The 17,820-nt window shown below is 67.7% G+C and carries 19 protein-coding genes, 2 tRNA genes and 2 pseudogenes; 7 read left to right on the forward strand and 16 right to left on the reverse strand.

Going from position 1 to position 17,820, the window contains the following annotated elements; all coding sequences use genetic code 11:
- Positions 1 to 17 precede the first annotated feature (17 nt).
- The 7 genes from thyX to GBA65_RS19085 form a co-directional block, all read right to left on the reverse strand.
- Positions 18 to 947: an FAD-dependent thymidylate synthase gene (gene thyX, locus GBA65_RS19055; RefSeq protein WP_228281480.1), complete on the reverse strand. Its 930-nt coding sequence runs from the start codon at positions 945 to 947 to the stop codon at positions 18 to 20.
- 278 nt (positions 948 to 1,225) lie between these two features.
- Positions 1,226 to 2,062, reverse strand: coding sequence for a sigma-70 family RNA polymerase sigma factor (locus GBA65_RS19060; protein ID WP_166397898.1), 837 nt, complete (start codon positions 2,060 to 2,062; stop codon positions 1,226 to 1,228).
- 133 nt (positions 2,063 to 2,195) lie between these two features.
- Entirely contained in the window at positions 2,196 to 2,399 is a 204-nt protein-coding gene (locus tag GBA65_RS19065) for a hypothetical protein (protein WP_166397899.1), read from the reverse strand.
- Between the two features lie 207 nt (positions 2,400 to 2,606).
- Complete coding sequence (locus GBA65_RS19070; RefSeq protein ID WP_166397900.1) at positions 2,607 to 3,215, reverse strand: hypothetical protein; 609 nt, start codon at positions 3,213 to 3,215, stop codon at positions 2,607 to 2,609.
- A gap of 86 nt (positions 3,216 to 3,301) precedes the next feature.
- Positions 3,302 to 3,874 (reverse strand): MarR family transcriptional regulator, encoded by a 573-nt coding sequence (locus GBA65_RS19075; protein WP_166397901.1) that lies wholly within the window; start codon positions 3,872 to 3,874, stop codon positions 3,302 to 3,304.
- A 168-nt stretch (positions 3,875 to 4,042) separates the two neighbouring features.
- The gene (locus GBA65_RS19080; protein WP_166397902.1) at positions 4,043 to 4,960 is read right to left on the reverse strand and encodes a hypothetical protein; all 918 of its coding nucleotides are present in this window, start codon (positions 4,958 to 4,960) and stop codon (positions 4,043 to 4,045) included.
- A 112-nt stretch (positions 4,961 to 5,072) separates the two neighbouring features.
- Positions 5,073 to 5,525, reverse strand: coding sequence for a GNAT family N-acetyltransferase (locus GBA65_RS19085; RefSeq protein ID WP_166397903.1), 453 nt, complete (start codon positions 5,523 to 5,525; stop codon positions 5,073 to 5,075).
- Between the two features lie 213 nt (positions 5,526 to 5,738).
- Here GBA65_RS19085 and GBA65_RS19090 point away from each other — a divergent pair, with 213 nt between their 5' ends.
- The 3 genes from GBA65_RS19090 to GBA65_RS19100 all read left to right on the forward strand — a co-directional run bounded on the left by GBA65_RS19090 (position 5,739) and on the right by GBA65_RS19100 (position 8,002).
- Positions 5,739 to 7,109 (forward strand): HD domain-containing protein, encoded by a 1,371-nt coding sequence (locus GBA65_RS19090; RefSeq protein WP_166397904.1) that lies wholly within the window; start codon positions 5,739 to 5,741, stop codon positions 7,107 to 7,109.
- Positions 7,110 to 7,426: 317 nt separating this feature from the next.
- Positions 7,427 to 7,843: a BLUF domain-containing protein gene (locus GBA65_RS19095; protein WP_166397905.1), complete on the forward strand. Its 417-nt coding sequence runs from the start codon at positions 7,427 to 7,429 to the stop codon at positions 7,841 to 7,843.
- Positions 7,844 to 7,929: 86 nt separating this feature from the next.
- Positions 7,930 to 8,002, forward strand: a tRNA-Lys gene (locus GBA65_RS19100).
- 79 nt (positions 8,003 to 8,081) lie between these two features.
- On the opposite strand, the pseudogene GBA65_RS19105 reads toward GBA65_RS19100, so the two are convergent.
- Positions 8,082 to 8,207 (reverse strand): annotated as a pseudogene (locus GBA65_RS19105) (site-specific integrase); the annotation flags it as partial.
- The gene (locus tag GBA65_RS19110) at positions 8,174 to 8,659 is read right to left on the reverse strand and encodes a site-specific integrase (RefSeq protein ID WP_166397906.1); all 486 of its coding nucleotides are present in this window, start codon (positions 8,657 to 8,659) and stop codon (positions 8,174 to 8,176) included. The gene GBA65_RS19110 and the pseudogene GBA65_RS19105, both read right to left, overlap by 34 nt.
- 273 nt (positions 8,660 to 8,932) lie before the next feature.
- Between GBA65_RS19110 and GBA65_RS19115 the strand changes: the two genes are divergently transcribed.
- Complete coding sequence (locus GBA65_RS19115) at positions 8,933 to 9,310, forward strand: hypothetical protein (RefSeq protein ID WP_166397907.1); 378 nt, start codon at positions 8,933 to 8,935, stop codon at positions 9,308 to 9,310.
- Positions 9,311 to 9,674: 364 nt separating this feature from the next.
- Here GBA65_RS19115 and GBA65_RS19120 read toward each other — a convergent pair whose 3' ends face one another.
- The 6 genes and pseudogenes from GBA65_RS19120 to nth form a co-directional block, all read right to left on the reverse strand.
- Positions 9,675 to 9,875 (reverse strand): hypothetical protein, encoded by a 201-nt coding sequence (locus tag GBA65_RS19120; RefSeq protein WP_166397908.1) that lies wholly within the window; start codon positions 9,873 to 9,875, stop codon positions 9,675 to 9,677.
- A gap of 109 nt (positions 9,876 to 9,984) precedes the next feature.
- The gene (locus tag GBA65_RS19125) at positions 9,985 to 10,326 is read right to left on the reverse strand and encodes a helix-turn-helix transcriptional regulator (protein WP_166397909.1); all 342 of its coding nucleotides are present in this window, start codon (positions 10,324 to 10,326) and stop codon (positions 9,985 to 9,987) included.
- A gap of 23 nt (positions 10,327 to 10,349) precedes the next feature.
- Complete coding sequence (locus tag GBA65_RS19130) at positions 10,350 to 10,658, reverse strand: hypothetical protein (RefSeq protein ID WP_166397910.1); 309 nt, start codon at positions 10,656 to 10,658, stop codon at positions 10,350 to 10,352.
- A gap of 604 nt (positions 10,659 to 11,262) precedes the next feature.
- The gene (locus tag GBA65_RS19135) at positions 11,263 to 11,514 is read right to left on the reverse strand and encodes a hypothetical protein (protein WP_228281482.1); all 252 of its coding nucleotides are present in this window, start codon (positions 11,512 to 11,514) and stop codon (positions 11,263 to 11,265) included.
- 194 nt (positions 11,515 to 11,708) lie between these two features.
- A tRNA-Ser gene (locus GBA65_RS19140) sits at positions 11,709 to 11,793 on the reverse strand.
- 15 nt (positions 11,794 to 11,808) lie between these two features.
- Positions 11,809 to 12,518: pseudogene (gene nth, locus GBA65_RS19145) on the reverse strand (endonuclease III).
- A gap of 161 nt (positions 12,519 to 12,679) precedes the next feature.
- On the opposite strand from nth, the gene GBA65_RS19150 reads away from it, so the two are divergent.
- From GBA65_RS19150 to GBA65_RS19160, 3 genes are all read left to right on the forward strand, one after another.
- Positions 12,680 to 13,573, forward strand: coding sequence for a sigma-70 family RNA polymerase sigma factor (locus tag GBA65_RS19150; RefSeq protein WP_166397911.1), 894 nt, complete (start codon positions 12,680 to 12,682; stop codon positions 13,571 to 13,573).
- Positions 13,574 to 13,866: 293 nt separating this feature from the next.
- Positions 13,867 to 14,970 carry a glucose-6-phosphate isomerase gene (locus GBA65_RS19155; protein WP_166397912.1) on the forward strand — a complete coding sequence of 368 codons (1,104 nt, stop codon included), beginning with the start codon at positions 13,867 to 13,869 and terminating at the stop codon, positions 14,968 to 14,970.
- A gap of 99 nt (positions 14,971 to 15,069) precedes the next feature.
- Positions 15,070 to 16,470 (forward strand): deoxyribodipyrimidine photo-lyase, encoded by a 1,401-nt coding sequence (locus GBA65_RS19160; RefSeq protein ID WP_207955933.1) that lies wholly within the window; start codon positions 15,070 to 15,072, stop codon positions 16,468 to 16,470.
- 18 nt (positions 16,471 to 16,488) lie between these two features.
- Here GBA65_RS19160 and GBA65_RS19165 read toward each other — a convergent pair whose 3' ends face one another.
- Positions 16,489 to 17,646, reverse strand: coding sequence for an acyl-CoA dehydrogenase family protein (locus GBA65_RS19165; RefSeq protein WP_407691118.1), 1,158 nt, complete (start codon positions 17,644 to 17,646; stop codon positions 16,489 to 16,491).
- Positions 17,647 to 17,820: the final 174 nt, after the last annotated feature.

A 17,820-nucleotide genomic window follows, 5' to 3' on the forward strand; every position in this document is an offset into this window, starting at 1 on the left:
CCGCATACAGTCGAGGCTTACGCCTTCCTGTGCTTCGTCGTCACCTTGTGGGTACCGTCGGGGAGGGTCTGCAGCTTGTAGTCGCCGAAGAGGATCGGGTCGGCCGTCACGAGGCAGAGGAAGAGCCTGACGGCGAGGTTGCGGATCTCGCTCTCGGCGTGCTCGTCGGCGCGCATCTCGATGATGTGCCTGAGCGCCCTGACGTTCCCCGTGAACACCATCGGCGCCTCGGTCTCGTTGGGCAGCAGCGACCGCGCCGTCTGCTGGACCTTCTTGCGCGCGTCGGTCGCGGCGTCCGCTTCGAGCAGCGCCGCCCCCTGACCCTGCCTCTCCAGGAGCCTCCCCGCCATCGCCTCGTATCCCGCCGCCGCCCCGTCGATTCGCTCCTCGAAGAGCCGGTGCAGCTCGGCGTCCGCCGCGTACTCCGGCCGCTCCACGAACCGCAACACGGAGCCGGAGACGTAGCGCTGCGAGACCTGCGAGATCCCGACCCCCGCCCTGTGTCGCACCAGCTCGTGCGTGACGCTCCGGCTGATCCCGTAGAGCAGGAAGCTGAAGCTCGCGTGCTCCAGCACGCTCCCGTGCCCGGCCGACGTCAGCCGCTCGAAGTAAGAAGCCGCGTTCTCGTTCGTGGTCCTGCGCGGTCCGAACGACGCGTAACACAGCTGCCCCGCCGTCTTGCAGAGCTGCGAGGAGTCGGGGAGAGCCGTCGGGTCATCGACGTAGCCGGGGAAGCCCAGAGAAGAGTCGAAGCCGTCCAGAAAGCCCCCGAGGCCCCGCACGTTGGTCTGCGGCCTCGCCAGCAAGACGACGCCGGGCTCCCTCAGATAAGCCGTGCCACCGCCCGTCCGATGGACCGCCGAGTGGATGGCCGGGAACCCGTCCGCCACGCTCCCGCCCAGCTCATCGAACAACCCCGAAATACGACCCCGCTCGATGGTCTCCAAAAGTCTCCCTTCTCCGCACGACTCGATGGCAAGGGTAGCGCATCTGGATCGAGCAGTCTGCCCAAAAATCTACGCGAACCCGCGGTCGAGCAACGTATCAGCCGCGGGTCACGGCGTAGACGCCAGGTTCTCCGAGGTATTCCGGCCGTTCCCGCCCAGAGAGCCCTCCGTGGAAGGCCGAAGATCCACATCATCCTCGCAAAGCTGGAGGCCCCTCCCGTCGCTCTACGGGGAGGGGCCTCCGGGCCGCGAGCCGGGCTTTTTCGGCGGGTATCGCTCTAGACGGCCTCGGAGAGGGCCCGCCTGAGGGTGCCGGCGTAGCGGCCGGTGCGGATGGTCCTGAGCGCCTTGATCTCGACCTGCCGCGCCCGCTCCTGCGAGATGCCCAGGGCCTCGGAGACCTCGCGCAGGGTGCGGATCTTGCTGCCGTCCAGGCCGTGGCGCATCTCGAGCACGCGGGCCTCGCGCTCCGGCAGGGCGGAGACCGCCTCCTTGAGGGTCCCCTCCCACTGGCCGATCTCGATCCTGGCGTAGTCGTCGCCGGCCCGCTCGTCGGGGAGGAGGTCGCCCATCTCGGCGCCGTCCTCCGCCCCTATGCGGGCGTTCGTGCTCCCTACCGGCTGGCCGACCTCGCGCAGGCGCCGGGCCTCCTCCTGCTTGATGCCCAGCCGCTGGGCCAGCTCCTCCTCGGTCGCGTCGCGGCCGAGCTCGACGCTGAGGGCGGCCTCGGCGCGCCGGAGGCGGAAGAGGGCGTCGACGACGTGGGCCGGCAGCCGCACCGGGCGCGCGTGGTCCGCGATCGCGCGCGTGATGCCCTGGCGGATCCACCACGTCGCGTACGTCGAGAAGCGGTTGCCCAGCTCGGGGTCGAAGCGCTCGACGGCCTTGATCAGGCCGGCGTTCCCCTCCTGGATCAGGTCCTCGAACGACACCCCGCGCCCCCGGTACTTCTTGGCGATGGAGATGACGAGCCTCAGGTTGGACTCGATGAGCCGCGCCCGCGCGGCAAAGTCCCCCTCCCGGACCCGCCGGCTGAGGTCGCGCTCCTCCGAAGCGTCGAGCAACCGCCCGCCCCGTATCTGGTTCAGGTACTGCGTAAGGGTGTCCTCAGCCATCTTCCTCTCCCCTCTCTCCCTACCGGCCCGCAGCGTCCCGCTACGCCGCCGGATGCTTCCCCCGGGCTGGACCGCCACCCGCGGCCCCCGTGCGTCACGAACCGCCCCAGCACGCGATCGTCGAGGCTGCTCGTCACGACCCAGCTCTCGCCGCAAACACGGCACTCGAGCCCCAGAATCCTCCGCTCGTCCGGCCCCCGCCCGGCCTCGCCAGGATCTCCTCCTTCAACGACCCCAGGCAGCAGACCGGCAAGCCCCGGACGTAGACCTCGTCCTCCGGCCTCCCCGCCGGCGCCAGCGTCGTGTCCGGCCTGAGGGCCTCCTTCTTGCGCGCCACCTTAAGCGGCCCCTTCCTCTCCCCTCGCCCGCCCGCTCGACGAACGCGCACTCCTCGGGCTCGAACGGGAGCGGCGCCTGCCACGACGCCCCGCACGACGGGCACTCGAAGGAGTCGTCGGCCCCCAGGCGGTCCTCTGGCAGCAGGCCGGCATGTCCATCTCGTAGAGCGTCTCGTCGCCGAGAGCGGCCACCCACATGCGTCCCACTACGCGGCCCTCCCGGAGAGCCGTCCGATCCACTCGCTCGCCTCGCCCCGCGTGAGCTCGGAGACGGGCTTGCCGACCATGTTCTCGAACTTCGGGAGGCCGTCCTCGACGACGTCCGCTATGAGCGCCTCGAGGTAGTTGAGCTGCTTGCGAGTCGCCGGCAGCGACTCCTTGGACACCTCGCCGCCCTGCGCGACCGCTCCCCCGGACTGAGGAGCACCCTCGGCCCTCCCGGCCTCCGGCCTCGCGCCCCTGCGCGACTCGTAGGACGGCTCGGGATCGTCCCCGAGCTCCTCGATGGAGGCGACGCCGACGTTGATCGCGTCGCGAAGAGCGCGCGCCTTTGCCCGCGTCTCGGCCATCCTGATGATGTGCGGCGCGATCATGCGCCCGACGTTCTGCGGGCTCGCGTCGCCTATCCCCGTGAACTTCCCGTCCTCCGTCCGCACGACGGCCCGCGCGATCGCAAGCTCGCCGTTCTCGGCCGTCGGCACCTGCAACAACTCGGTCTCGATGCTCCTCAAGCCCCGCGTGTGCGCCTCCTCCAGAAGCCCCGCGTACAGCACGAACCGCTTGCCCTGACGCTCGATCATGTACTCTTCGCGCATCCCGCTATACCTCCTCCGGCGCACGTACACCGGCTCCGCTATCTTCACTGAAATGAGTGAGAATAAGGGCAAAAATAGAAGCCATCTCAGGCGATCCCCTCGTAGGAGTACTGGCGGCCACCGGGGGCGGCGGTGTTCTTGGTGCGGTGGATCAGGCCGAGCTTCACGAGCCGGGTCGCCCTGTTGTTCATGGCGGTGTGGTTGAGCCCGAGCTTGGCCGCGAGGTCCGCGTTCGTGATCGAACCGGCCTCGTAGATCGCGCGCAGCGTCTCCACGAGGTGCTCCGGCACGTCGCCCACGATCCCGGGGCTCGCCCCTACCTCGTCCACCCTCACCATGGCCAGCGAGCGCTGCCTGAGGGACGCCTCGACGTTCTCCAGCAGCTCCCGATCCTCCTCGACCAGCGCCACGCGCCGGTCCCCGTACTCCCCGGACGCTACCCGGGAGACGAGCACGCCCACGGCCTCGTCCGCGAACGAGTAGTCCATGAGCTCCACGCCCCGCGTGTCCACGTACAACACGCCACCCACCGGCAACCCCTCCAGGACCTCCGCGAGCGCCTCTCGCACCCGGCGGCCCGTCCCACGGGTCACCATCAGCTTGCCGCCCGCCTCCCCGGACGCCACGTCGTAGACCGCGTACGGCCTCTGATCAGCCAACGTTTCCGCTCTCACTGTCTTCAGTGAACTCATATGTGGAGATTATAAAGGGTGTCCGGAGCAAACGCAACATGAAATTTCGGCAATTCACCCGTCGGATTATCCCCTATATGCGTGGGCTCGCCACGCGGGGTTTGCGCACCGGGGCGCCTCGTCCGGGGGGGCGGTTCACGAGGCGGGCTCTTCGGGGGCCTTCCTGGGGAGGGAGACCCTGACGAAGGTGCCGGGGAACCGGGGGACGTTGCGGGAGTTCGTCCGGTCGCCGTAGAAGGTGACGCGGCCGGAGCCGGAGCGCAGGGAGAGGGAGCCGCCGGCGCGGGCGGCGATTTGGCCGACCACCGCGAGGCCGCCGCCGCGCCCGATCTCGCCGGTCCCCGTCACCCCCATCTTGAGGGCGTGGCGCAGGGCTTCGTTGTCCGTCTCCGTGAACTCGGCGTATTGAGGGTTGCGCGAGAGCGTCTCCCGCACGCCGACGCCTCCGTCGGCGATGGCGACGAGCACCTCCTCGCCCTTGCCGCGACCCCCGCTCACGATGTGCTGGTAGGCCTGGACCGCGGCGTAGGCGCCGAACGGGGAGTGGCCGTGCTCGACGGCGTTCGCGCAGATCTCGGAGAGGGTGGCGCAGATCGCGGCCCGCTCCCGCAGGAGGTAGCCCCGATTCTCCAGGATCTCCGAGATGCGGTTTATGATCCCCGGGATCTCGTCCTCCGAATGGAAGTTTATGAGCTCCTGGAGCGTCCCCGGGTTGCCGCGCCGCCGCTCTTCGAGGGCCGCCACGTCCACGTTCGTCTCCACCCGGTGGCCGAAGATCCTGAAAAAATCCATCCGCTCCAGGTACGCCGCCACGTTGTGGCCCGGTATCCTCACCCCGACGAGACGGGAGCGCGAGATCAGGAACTCCAGCAGCGCCGCCAGCCCGCAGAGCCCGGCCGGCTCCACGAACTCGACCGGCCGCAGGTCCAGCACGACCGACCCGCCGCTCACCCCCTCCGCCCCCTCGAAGGCGGGGTCCAGGCTCCCCAGGGTCAGGATGCCGCGCATCGCGCCCCGCCGTCGGATGTCCAGCTCGAGCTTCGTCGCCGTCATGCCTGTATTGTAAGCAAGATACCCACCGCCGCGTCCTTCGGCGCCCTCCTCGCGATTCCTGGTGTTCGCGGAACCCATGGTAGCGGCGCGCGGGCGGCGCTCGCCGGGTTCTCTACCGGTCGTCCCAGCGGCGCTCGTAGAAGAGCTCGGTGTAGCGCTTGTTGTCGAAGCGGCTGATGATGGAGCCGTCGCCGCTCTCCTTGAAGCCGAGCTTCTCGAAGACGCGCTGCATCCTCACGTTGTGGGCGAGCGTGGAGCCGCGCACGGTCTTGAGCCCCATGGTGTCGAAGCAGTAGGAGAGGAGGAGCTCCACGGCCTCGGCGCCGTGCCCGTGGCCCCTCAGGTCGTCTCGCCCGATCTTGATGCCGAGCTCGCAGCCCCCGTTCCGGAAGTCGTACAGGGTCGCCATGCCGATCGGCTCGTCCCCGTCCGTCCTCGACTCGATTATAAAGGTCTTGACGGACGAATCCTTCCAGCGCGAGAGGTAGTCGCGGCGGGCCGCTTCGAGTGACAGCTTGATCGGGGCCGCCCGTTCCAGGCGGCGAGCTCGGGGTCGCGGTCCCACTCGTAGGCGGCCTCCACGTCCGACTCGCGCGGGGGCCTCAAGACCACCGTCTCCCCCTCAAGACATCGAGCTCTTCGGCGCGTATGGGCTCGCTCCTTCCGACGCTTCCGTGCGCGGGGCTCCTCGCCGGGTCACGAAAGTATAGATCGTTCCTCGTATAGAATACCCCCACGGGGGAGACTGTAGTCCGGCGGACGCGGGTCGGGGCGGTCGGTGACGAGCAGCACGGTTGGGGAGAACTTCTGGGGCTCTAAGGGCAGGATCCGGGACGGCGTCTGGGGCGACGTCCCCGTGGACAAGGCCGTTCGCACCCTCCTCGAGACCTCCGCAATGACGCGCCTGAAAGGCGTAAGCTCTCTCGGCTTCGCCCACTTCGCCTTCCCCGCCGCCCGGCACACGGGCTTCGACCACGCCGTCGGCGTCTACCACCTCACCCGCCTCACCCTCAAGAGGATCACGGACTCCGGCGCCTACCTGGAGGACCGCGACGTCCGGGGCTCCCTCGCCGCCGCCCTCCTGCTGGACGTGGGCAGGTACCCTCACCCCTGGGCCGTCGAGGGCATAGCCCTCCCGGGCATAGCCCACCGCGACGCGGAGACCCGGCGCATCATCGAGGAGACCGAGGTGGCCGAGGTCCTCCGCGAGACCTGGAACCTGGAGCCCCACAACGTCTTCCGCCTGGTCGCGCAAGGAGGCGACGGGTCCGATGCGGGCTCCGGTATCGGGACGCCCCTGCGGGACCTCACGCCTACCGAGCACCTCGTCCGGGACCTGCTCTCGGGCGCCCTGGACCTCGCGGCGCTCGACGGCCTGGTGCGCGACACCCGCGGGGCCAAGCTCCCCTTCGGCAACATGGACGTCGAGGCGCTCATCAGCTCCTTGCGCATCGTGGGGCAGGACAACCGCGCCGTTCTCGCCCTCGACGAGTCCGGGGTCGGGCACCTCCAGGCCCTCGTCTTCGCCCGCTACCTCATGCACTACAACGTCTACGGTCACCACGCCCTGCGCGTCCCGACCGCCATGTTTCTCCGGGCGGTCCAGGACGCCGTGCAGGCCGGCGAGATCTCGGCCGAAGAGCTCGTCCGCCAGGACGACGCCGGGGCGCTCGCCCTCGTCTCCGGCTCCGCCGAGCCCGGCGGCTCCTCCGCCACCCTCGTCAGGCGCCTCACCGAGCGCCGCCCGTACAGGCGAGCCCTGGAGCTCGACGAGCGCCACCCGAGCTACGCCTCCCTGATCCGCCTGCGCGACGACGCCTCCTGGCGGCGCAGGGTAGAGGAGGCCTGGGCCCGCTACCTCACCCGCTACCGAAAAGGCGTCGCCGGACCCTTCGACATCCTCATCGACCTCCCGGAGAACAAACGCTTCAGCGTGGGGCTGCGCGTGATCCTGCGCTCCCCCGGCCTCACGTACGGCGAGCGCAACCCGGTAACCTGGCAGGGCGTCTCGGGCCTCTCCGAGGAGGACATGCTCCGCTACCACGCCCCCCTCCACCGGGTCCGCATCGCGACCGCAACCGACGACCTCGCAACCTCCGTCCGCCGCCACGCCGACGAGCTCTTCACCATCGCGGAGGAAGTGGGGTAATGATCGCGGGCAGAAGAAAAGGGCCGGTGTCGATAGGAGGAAACCCTCTTCCGGCCCTTAGCGGTACTCGGACGAGTTCCGCTTTGTGCCGGTCATTATAAAGGACGGCGCCACCCCGTGCAAACTATCGAGGGAGCATGGCCCGGCGTGCACGCAAGCGCGTGAGGTTTCTAGAAGGTAGGAGCTCCCGGTGCCGGCTGCAAAAACCCGATATCGTTCACAACGAAGACTCAGAATCGAGGGCTCGGAGCGCTCATCGAAGCGGGGAATGGGTAATACTAGAGTGAACAGTTCGATGACCTAGCACGGAGTAACGGGTGTTTTTTCTAACCTACGCAAGCACGGCCACACAGGACCTATCGAAGGCCGACCTCAACGAGTTGCTGGCACAGTGCCGCAAGAACAACGCCGATCTGGGCGTCACGGGGATGCTGCTCTACAAAGACGGCAACTTCATGCAGGTCCTCGAAGGCGAGGAGAGCACTGTCCGCTCGCTCTACGCGAAGATCGGCGGCGACCCGCGGCACAAGGGCGAGATCCTGCTGCAACAGGGCACCCTCGAGGAGCGGCAGTTCCCCGGCTGGTCCATGGGATACCGGGACCTCGACTCCCATGAGGCAAGCTCCATCCCCGAATACAGCGAGTTCCTGAACACGCCCCTGACCGGCGAGGAGTTCTCCGCGAACCCCAGCCGCTCCCAGAAGCTCCTACTCTCCTTCAAGAGGAACATGTAAAGCCGTATCTCCGACCTCGGCACGGGCCCCGATGGGCGAAGGAGACGTCGCAACCCCGAGCCCGAGTGCTATAATCCTCGCCGTACGGGCCGCTAGCTCAATTGGCAGAGCAAAAGACTCTTAATCTTTAGGTTCCAGGTTCGAGTCCTGGGCGGCTCACTCGAAAAGGCCCCGCAAAACGCGGGGCTTTCGCTTTCCCGCCGGTCCGGCTTTCCGGCCCCGACCCCACCCTTGACCCCTACGGGGTCCTCCCGAGGGCGTCCCCGAACCTGCCGAAGGACTCCCTGAGGTAGCGCGAGGAGAGGTTGCTGTAGGTGTCGAGGGTGGTCTTTATGGACGAGTGCCCGAGTATTTTTTGCATGACCTCGGAGGACTCCCCCGACTCGACCCAGAGCGTCGCGAAGGAGTGCCTGAGGTCTTAGGGGCATGAGCGGGAGCCCCCCCCCTTTTGAGGAGCGGCTTGAAGTGCTGGCGGTTGAGGTTCGTATGGTCTATGGCGGTGCCGCCCTTCGAGGGGAAGACGAGGTCGCGGTGCTTCGGCAGCCCCTCCCACGCCTCGGCGTGGCGTGCGCGCTCCTCGAGGTAGCGGGAGCGGTGCACCTTGAGGGCGGCCGCGGCCTCCGGCAGGAGGGCGACGGAGCGGCCCTTGCCCGTCTTCGTGGTCTCGCGCATGTACGCCCCGGTCAGGGTGGCGGACCAGGAGCGACGGATGAGGAGCTCGCCGTCGGTCCCGGGGTCGTTCAGCCTGACATCCTGCCACTCGACGCCGAGGATCTCGCCGGGCCTCGGGCCGGCCAGGCACCACACGATCCACAAGGCCTCGAGTCGCTCGCCGTTCGCGGCCCCGAAAAAGGCCTCCTGGTCGGTGAGGGCCAGGGTGGGCCGCTCCTTCTTTTCGGCGCGCGGCGGCTCGGCGTCGCGGGCGGTTGACCGGCAGGAGACCCTGCGCCGAAGTTAACCCGCGCTTCACCGGCCTGAAACACGCGGGGGGCCGGCCGGCGTATGGTGGGCGTCCAGGAGCAGGGGGGTCAGGGGCGCCCGACCGTCGGGACGCTGCCCGCGCCCCTCGAGGCGGAACGAGGAGGAGCGATGGGGAAGACGCGCGAGGCGGGAGAGGCGGGGGCCACGCTGCGGATGCGGGTACTGGCGGCCGTGGTGGCGGCGGTGTTCTTGGCGCTGTGGGCGCCGGAGCCCGCGCTGGCGAGGAACATCACGAGCAGCGGCGGTCCCAACGGGCCGTGCGGGCCCAACAGCTCGGTCGTGCTCAAGCTCAAGTACAAGGGCGACGCCAGCATCTCCTACATGAACCGCGACGGCACGTACCGCCTCATCCCCCTGCCCACCCACTACTTCTCCTTCCCGGAGACGTTCCGCACGAACCAGGACGGCCTGGAGTGGTGGAGGCTGCGGGTCGTCACCGACTGGGGCTGGGTGAGCGACATGGGCTCCTACGGCTACTGCGACTGACGCGCCGTCGGCGCGGCCCATGGCGACTTAGCCGGTGCGGCTGCCGACGTCGCTCGAGGTAGGGCGATCGTCCGGACAGTCCGAGTTTTTGGGCCGGGGTCCTTCGGGGCTCCGGCCCTTTCGCGCACCACGAGACGCGTAGAATGGGCGCGAGATGAGCGAGCCGCGCCCCCACCTTAAAACCCTGGAGGAGATCGAGCCGACGTGCGTGCCCGGCCTCGTGGAGGTCCTCCGCACCGAGGGGATCGAGGGCGTCCGGTACGCTCCGTGGGACGCGACCTGCTGGCCGGTTGAGCGCCCGCCGACAAGAGGCGGCCCCCTCGGCGCGCCCGGGGCGGGGACCAGGAAGGCGCCTCGGGCGCGGTCAGGCCCCTTCGGTAGCGGAGCCTTCCACCCGGCCGTAGAACGCCTTCCAGGCCTCTATCACTTCCTCGTCGTCCGGGTAGACGAACCAGTGGGCGTCCGCCGCCGCCTCGAGCCTCGCAACCTTCAGGTCCGAGAACCCTCTTCCATTATTGCGGTGGTCGCGCAGCAACGCGAGCAGGATGGGGCGGGTCTCTCCCAACTCGCCCTCCGATAGGTGCCACCGTGCCGCCATCCGTGCAATATCGTCTACTCCAGGTAGCCCCGCAATGGTCCGAAGTATGCAATGCACCGGACCGTACGGTTCGAGCTTACGACCGCTCCCCAGCGTAGAGGTTGAAGAGGGCGTCGACGTGCCGCTGGTAGTCCTCCAGCGCCGCGATCCAGAGATCCAGGTACGCCTCCCCAGCGGCGGTGAGCGAGTACCTCCTGCGCGCCGGCCCGCCCTTTGAGGTCTCCCACTCGGACGTGCACCAGCCTTCCCTCTCCATCCTTCTGAGCGTCCGGTACAGCGTGCCGGGGTTTGTCGCCTCGGCCCCGAACCGCGTCAAGCGCCGCATCAGCTCGTACCCGTAGGACTCCTGCTCGCGCAGAGACGCCAGCACCACCGCCTCCAGCCAGTTTTTCGGGCGGGCCTCGACCTTCGGGGGCACCCCTCCTTCCGGCCCTCGCCCGTCTACGATGACCGCATTCCTTCGTCGGCGCTCTCCGCTTTGTGGGGGTTACCGCGTTCTTCCCCGGCCGGGCCGCCGTTCTCCTCGATCAGTTCGATGGCCCGCTGCGGGGTCGGTATCTCTCGGACCCAGTAGGTGGTGTCCTTCACCTCGTGGGAGATCTCGAACGCCGGAGCGTCGGTCTTCCACGACCACGGGTAGGCCAGTATCGACACGACGCTGTCGTGTCCGACGACGAGGTGGTCGACGAATCCCGCGTCGAGCTTCCACCCGGCCTCTTCCATGGCCCTCTCTATGGCTTCACGGCTCATCGTCACCCCCGTACCAGCCCCGTCCGGATGCTAGCGCATGGGAGCGCCGAAAGCTACGCTATGGCCCCGGTCGCCACCGGCAGGAACGGAGGGGCACGGACCGCGAGCAGCACGCGGCACTGGGCAGGGAGGGCCCCGGCTTGCTCCTCGAGGCATAGTCGACGCGTTCGCCGAGGCCCCCACCCTCACTCCGAACGTGCCTCAGCTTCCGGCGCGGAGGGTGCATGATCTCCTTGCCGAGCACGCGGAGTCCTCCACTATTCTGCGTCGCAGGGTGTACTCGACATCGTCGGCGCGAAGCAAGGCGCACGTTTCTCGCATAGTGCGTACCGCTTGCGAGTGGGGTCCTCGCTGAGCTTGCGCCGGAGTCTCACGCGCAAGCTCGAGGTAAAAAGCAATCGAGAAGACCGTGAAACGTCGCGAAGTCCTTACGATGCGTCCCCGGTAGCGAACCATGACCTCGGCAGATTGCTTCAGCGCAAAGAGACGGGGACGGCGCTAAGGCCGTCCCCGTCGGAAGCCGAAATCTTCTCGGCTTATGTAGGAGTAGGAGAGTGCAGGCTCTCCCCTATCCCGAAGACCCTAGAAGAGGGTCGTGCGTCCCCTACCTGCGCCGAAGAACGGCGAACGCCAGGACGCCCGAGCCCAGGAGCAGGGCGGCGGCGGGCAGAAGAATCGCGGGACCACCGCTGGACGGGAGATCCTCGCCGCCCATCATGGTGGACTCTTCCATCATCGTGTCGCTCATCATCATGGTGGTCTCTTCCATCATGGTGGTCTCCTGCGCCATGGCTGCCGGCACCAGGATCAGCATGGCCAGCATCGCGGCCGTCGCCAGAATAGCTATCTTCTTCACAGAGATGTCCTCCTTCTACCTACACGGTCATTCTTGTCCCGCCTGCATATCAACGTCCCATTCGGGAAGTTACCCGGTAGTGTACACACTCGAAACAGCGAAGTCTCTATTTTCTTAACTTTTGCTAACAAATTTAACATGATGGAAAGCAAGCTCGGCGGCTCGGTCGTCGCGGGGGCCGCTAGGGGGCGGTGCGGGGGAAGTAGGATTCGAACCTACGGGCGTTTTACCGCCTCTGGTTTTCAAGACCAGCGCATTCGGCCGCTCTGCCATTCCCCCGGTTGCGTCCGCCGATTATACGGCCTCGTGTTCCGCGCGTCGGGTGGTGGCGGCTCGCCGGGGCCTAGACCTCGAAGGCCGAGGGCAGACGTCGTTGAGGACGCAGTTCGGGCAGTCGGGTTTGCGCGCCTTGCAGACGCGGCGGCCGTGGAAGATCAGGAGGTGCGAGAAGAGGGCCCTCTCCCCTTCGGGACGAGCGGGATGAGGTCGCGTTCGATCTTCTCGGGGTCGTGCTCGCTGCTGAGGCCGAGCCGGTTGGAGAGGCGCCGGACGTGGGTGTCCACGACCACCCCCTCGTTTATGGAGAAGGCGTTGCCGAGGACCACGTTTGCGGTCTTTCGTCCCACCCCGGGCAGCCCGACGAGCCCCTCCATCGTGCGCGGGACCTCGCCCCCGTGCTCCTCCTCCAGCGCGCGTCCCATCTCAATCAGGGCGCGGGCCTTGTTGCGGAAGAAGCCCACCGTCCGGATCTCCTCTTCCAGCTGCCCCCGATCCGCCCGCGCGTAGTCCCCGGCGGCACGGTAGCGCTCGAAGAGGTGCTCCGTCACCATGTTCACCCGCACATCAGTACTCTGGGCGGAGAGCATCGTGGCGACCAGGAGGTCCAGCGGGGTCTCCCAGCGGAGCTCGGTCCGCGCGTCGGGATACTCCTCCTTGAGGCGCGACAACACCTCGCCGATAGGCGCGGGTCGTTCCCCTCCCTGTTTGTTGCGCCGTCCTCCCAAGTCGGTCGGGGATTATAGCGCCGGTAGGTCCTTTAGGACCAGTAGGATCGGGACATTCGCCCATGCGCCCACGGGACCTATTTCCTATGTAACCGCGCGCCGCCCGAAAGTATCGTGGTGCCCACACAAAGCAACGGGTGAAACGATGGGGAGGACGCGGCATGGAACAGAGGGTAGAGCGGACATCGAATCACTCCGAGGGGACAGGCGGCGGTCCGGACATCCTCGGTCTCTACATGGCGCAGGCGCGACGACACCGGCTACTAAGACGCGAGGAAGAGGTCGCCCTCGCCGCTCGCATTCAGGCGGGAGACGAGGCGGCCTACGAGGAGCTCGTCCGGTGCAACCTCAGGCTCGTCGTCTCCATCGCCCGCGGGTACGCGGGGAGGGGCCTCGAGTACGCGGACCTCATCCAGGAGGGCAACCTCGGGCTCATGCGGGCCGCCAGGGGCTTCGACCCGAAGTTCGGCACCAAGTTCTCGACGTACGCGACGTGGTGGATCAAGCAGTCCATGGGCCGCGCCATCTCCAACAAGGCCGTCGCCATCAGGCTACCCGTCCACGCCGCCGAGGAGGAGAGGGCCGTCAACGGCGCCCGCAAGCACCTCCGGTCGTCCACCGGCCGCGAGCCCACCCTGGAGGAGATCGCCGTCTTCACCGGCAAGAGCAAGGGGTGGGTCAACAACGCCCTCACCGCCCGCAAGACCGTCGTCTCCTACGACGTCCCGATAGGCGCGGACGACGACGGCTCCCTCTCGGACCTGCTCGCCGACGAGGTCGAGACCGGCGCCGAAGACCTCTTCGCGGAGGGTGCGCTCAAGGTCCACGTCCGCTGCCTCCTCAAGGCCCTCCCCGAGCGCGAGCGCCACCTCATCGAGCGCCGCTACGGCCTCGACGGGGGCGAGGGCGCCACGCTTGAGGAGATCGGGCGCGAGCTCGGCGTCACCCGCGAGCGGGCCCGCCAGATCCAGGCGACCGCGCTGCGCAGGCTCCGCACGCGCGCCGTGGACGAGGAGCTCGACTCCTTCCTCGAGCTCTCCAACACCCCGGCCTGATGGGGTAGCGGCCACCTTCCTCCGGGGGGTGGCCGCGGCCCGTCGCGAGCCGTTAGACTGTCGCGGATCGGTTCACGGCGAATCAGGCGAAACACGGGGGTAGAGCGCATGGCAAAGGTCTCCTTCGACCACACGAACCTCGTCGAGGTGGAAGGGGGATCTCCGAGACCGAGCTTGAGGGGCTCTCCTCCCGCCTCGAAGGGGCAGCATCGACGCTCCTCGAGAACCCGCCCGGCTTCTTCGAACTCCCGAAGACCGCCGATCCCGGACCCTCGAAAGCCCTGGCCGAAGAGGTGCGTGCCTCGGGTGCCACGGACTTCGTACACGTCGGCATCGGGGGCTCGGCCCTGGGGCCCATCGCGGTGCAGCGCGCCCTCAACCACCCCTACTACAACGCGCTCCCAGACCGTGGCGGGCCCCGCGTACACTTCGCGGAGAACACCGACCCCGCGACGCTCGCGGCCATCCTCGACGTCGCCGACCTCCGGAATACGTGGGTGAACGTCGTCACCAAGAGCGGCTCCACCGCCGAGACGATGGCGAACTTCCTCGTCGTCCGCGGCGCCCTCATAGAAGTTCTGGGCGAGGAGGGCTACGCCGAGCGCGTCGTCTTCACCACGGACCCCGAGGAGGGCTACCTCAACCAGATCTCCGCGCGAGAGGGCATGAGGACCCTGCACATACCGCCGAACGTCGGGGGCCGCTTCTCCGTTCTGACCCCGGTCGGTCTCTTCCCCGCCGCCGTCGCCGGCCTCGACGCGGACGCCCTCCTCAGGGGTGCTGCCGAGTGCGCCGACGAGGTCCGGGAGATGGGTGCGCAGCACCCGGCGGTTCAGGGCGCGGCCTACCACTACCTCATGGATGCGAACAAGGGGCGCAACGTGCGGGTGATGATGCCCTACGCCGACGCCCTCGACCGTCTCGCGGCGTGGTTCGTGCAGCTCTGGGCCGAGTCCCTGGGGAAGGACGGCAAGGGCTCCACGCCGCACGGGGCGGTCGGGACGACGGACCAGCACTCGCAGGTGCAGCTCTACATGGAGGGGCCGCAGGACAAGGTCATCGAGATCGTGGAGGTCGAGGAGCACGCGCGCGACCTGCCCATTCCCGAGGCCTACGCCGACCTCGAAGGCGTCGGCTACCTCGGCGGGCACACGATGGGCGAGCTCCTGAACGTCGAGTGCGATGCCACGCGAAAAGCGCTCACCGAGGCCGGGCGCCCGAACTCCACGATAAAGCTCGGCGCCATAAACGAGGAGAACCTCGGCTACCTCTTCCAGGCGCTGGAGGTGCAGACCGCGATCTCGGGATCGTTGTACGGGGTCAACGCCTTCGACCAGCCGGGTGTCGAGGCGGGGAAGCAGATCACCTACTCCAGGATGGGCCGCCCCGGCTACTGAACTTCGCCGGTACATGCGCCGGAGCGTGATCCCTCACCCATCGCTCCCCCCTCGAACGGGTATGTTGTTCGCAAGACGAACATTCCGGGAGGGTGAGCTTTGGCTACGAGCGAGGTACGCGAGGAGCGCGTCCACGAACTGAACGAGGCGGAGGTCCGCGAGAGCGGAGACTACGTCCTCTACTGGATGCAGCAGTCCCAGCGCGCCGTTCACAACGACGCCCTAGAGTACGCCGCCGGGCGGGCAAACGAACTCAGCCTGCCGCTCCTCGCCGTCTTCGGGCTCACGGACGACTACCCGGAGGCGAACGCCAGGCACTACGCCTTCATGCTGGAGGGGTTGAAGGACGCCGGGGAGACGCTGAGGGATAGGGGGATCCAGTTCGTGGTCGGCAGGGGCTCGCCCGACGAGGTGGCGCTTCGGTACGGCGAACGCGCCTCCCTCATCGTCACGGACGGGGCGTACCTGAGGCCCGAGAAGGCCTGGAAGCAGCTCGTCGCCGAAGAGGCCGGTTGCCTCGTCATCGGGGTCGAGTCGAACGTGGTCGTCCCCGTGGAGCTCGCCTCGAACAAGCGGGAGCACGCCGCCCGAACGCTCCGGCCGAAGATACACAAGCACCTGGACCACTTCCTCGTCGCGCTGGAGCCCACGAAGGTCGAGCACGACTCCCTCGGGCTGGACGTCGAGGACGGTGTCGACCTCTCGGACATAGACGCCGTCCTCGACGGCATGGACCTCGACGAGGGCGCGTGGCCCTTGAGGGGCATGTACACGGGCGGGGCGACCGCCGGCAGGGAGGCGCTGGCATGCTTTCTGAAGGAGAACTTCGCCGAGTACGTCGAGCACCGCAACCAGCCGCAGACCAGCGACGTCTCCCACATGAGCAAGTACCTGCACTACGGGCACCTCTCGCCCGTCTACGTGGTGCTGGAGGTCATGAACTCGGGCGGGCCCGAGGACGACATAGACTCGTACGTCGAGGAGGTCGTCGTGCGGCGGGAGCTCTCCATGAACTTCTGCTTCTACACCCCGGACTACGACTCCTACTCGTGCCTCCCGGACTGGGCCAAGAAGACGCTGGAGGAACACAAGGGAGACGAGCGGGAGTACGTCTACACGCGCAAGCAGCTCGAGAACGCCGAGACCCACGACCCGTACTGGAACGCGGCGATGAGGGAGATGGTCCACACGGGCTACATGCACAACCACATGCGCATGTACTGGGGGAAGAAGATCCTGGAGTGGTCAAACACCCCGGAGTACGCCTACGAGACCACGCTCTACCTCAACGACAAGTACTTCGTGGACGGCCGCGACGCCAACTCCTACGCCAACATCGCCTGGGTCTTCGGCAACCACGACCGGGGCTGGAAGGAGCGCGACGTCCTCGGCAAGATCCGCTACATGTCCGCCGGAGGCCTGGAGCGCAAGGCGAAGCCCAAGGAGTACGTCGAGAAGGTAGAGCGCCTCGTCGAGGAGGGCCGCCCCGAGGCGCTCTGACCCGTCGAGCTCCCCGCCCTAGCGGAAAGCGGGGATGCCGGTGATGGCGTTGCCTATGATCAGGGTGTGGACCTCGTCGGTCCCCTCGTAGGTGCGAACGCTCTCCAGGTTGTTCATGTGGCGCATGATCGGGTACTCCAGGGTGACGCCGTTGCCGCCGAGGATCGTCCTCGCCTCGCGCGCTATTTCGATGGCCTCCCGGACGTTGTTGAGCTTGCCGACGGAGATCTGCTCGGGCCTGAGGGTGCCGGCGTCCTTCATCCGTCCGAGGTGCAGGGCAAGGAGCGTGCCCTTGTCTATCTCGATCATCATGTCCGCGAGCTTCTTCTGGACGAGCTGGAAGGAGGCGACGGGCCGGTCGAACTGCTCGCGCTCCTTGGCGTAGCCCAGGGCCACCTCGTAGCAGTCTCGGGCGGCGCCCATCGCGCCCCAGATGATCCCGTATCGTGCCTCGTTGAGGCAGGCGAACGGGCCTTTGAGGCCCTTGACGCCGGGGAGCATCGCGCTCTCGGGGAGGCGCATCTCCTCGAAGGTCAGGTCGCACTGGATGGAGGAGCGCATCGAGAACTTGCCGGTGATGTCCTTGGCGTGGAAGCCCGGCGTGCTCGTCGGGACGACGAAGCCCCTCACCGGGTTGCCCTCCTCGTCGGTCCTCGCCCAGAGGACGGCCACGTCGGCGATGGAGCCCATGCCGATCCAGCGCTTCGAGCCGTTTATGACCCAGTCGGTGCCCTCCTTGCGGGCGAAGGTCTTCATCCCGGCGGGATCCGAGCCGGCGGAGGGCTCGGTGAGGCCGAAGCAGCCGATCGCCTCGCCCTTCGCCATGGGGGGCAGCCACTCCTCCTTCTGCTCCTCGGAGCCGAACTTGTGGAGGCCGCTCATCGCCAGCGACCCCTGCACGCTGACGAAGGTGCGCAGGCCGGAGTCGCCGGCTTCCAGCTCCATGCAGGCGAGGCCGTAGGAGACGGCGCTCTTGCCGGCGCAGCCGTAGCCAGAGAGGTGCATGCCGAGCAGGCCCATGGCGCCCATCTCCGGGGCGATCTCGCGGGGGAAGTGGGCGTCCTCCCACCACTTCGCGACGTTCGGCTTGATCCCCTCCGCCACGAAGGCGCGGACCTCGTCGCGGACCCTTAGCTCCTCCTCGCTCAGCATCGCGTCGATGCCGAGGAAGTCCATCGGGTCCGGGCGCTCGCGGCCGGCCGGCTTCCCGTCGGTCCTCACGTTTGCAACGTCTGCCCTGGTGTTCTGCGCGGTATCCATGCCACAAGTCTACCTTTGGGCCCCGCCCCGGGCCAACGAGGTTCGGATACAATCATCTCTTACCGGCAGAAGGCGAACGAAGGGAACCGG

The organism is Rubrobacter marinus (assembly GCF_011492965.1).
In the GTDB taxonomy this organism is placed as follows: domain Bacteria; phylum Actinomycetota; class Rubrobacteria; order Rubrobacterales; family Rubrobacteraceae; genus Rubrobacter_F; species Rubrobacter_F marinus.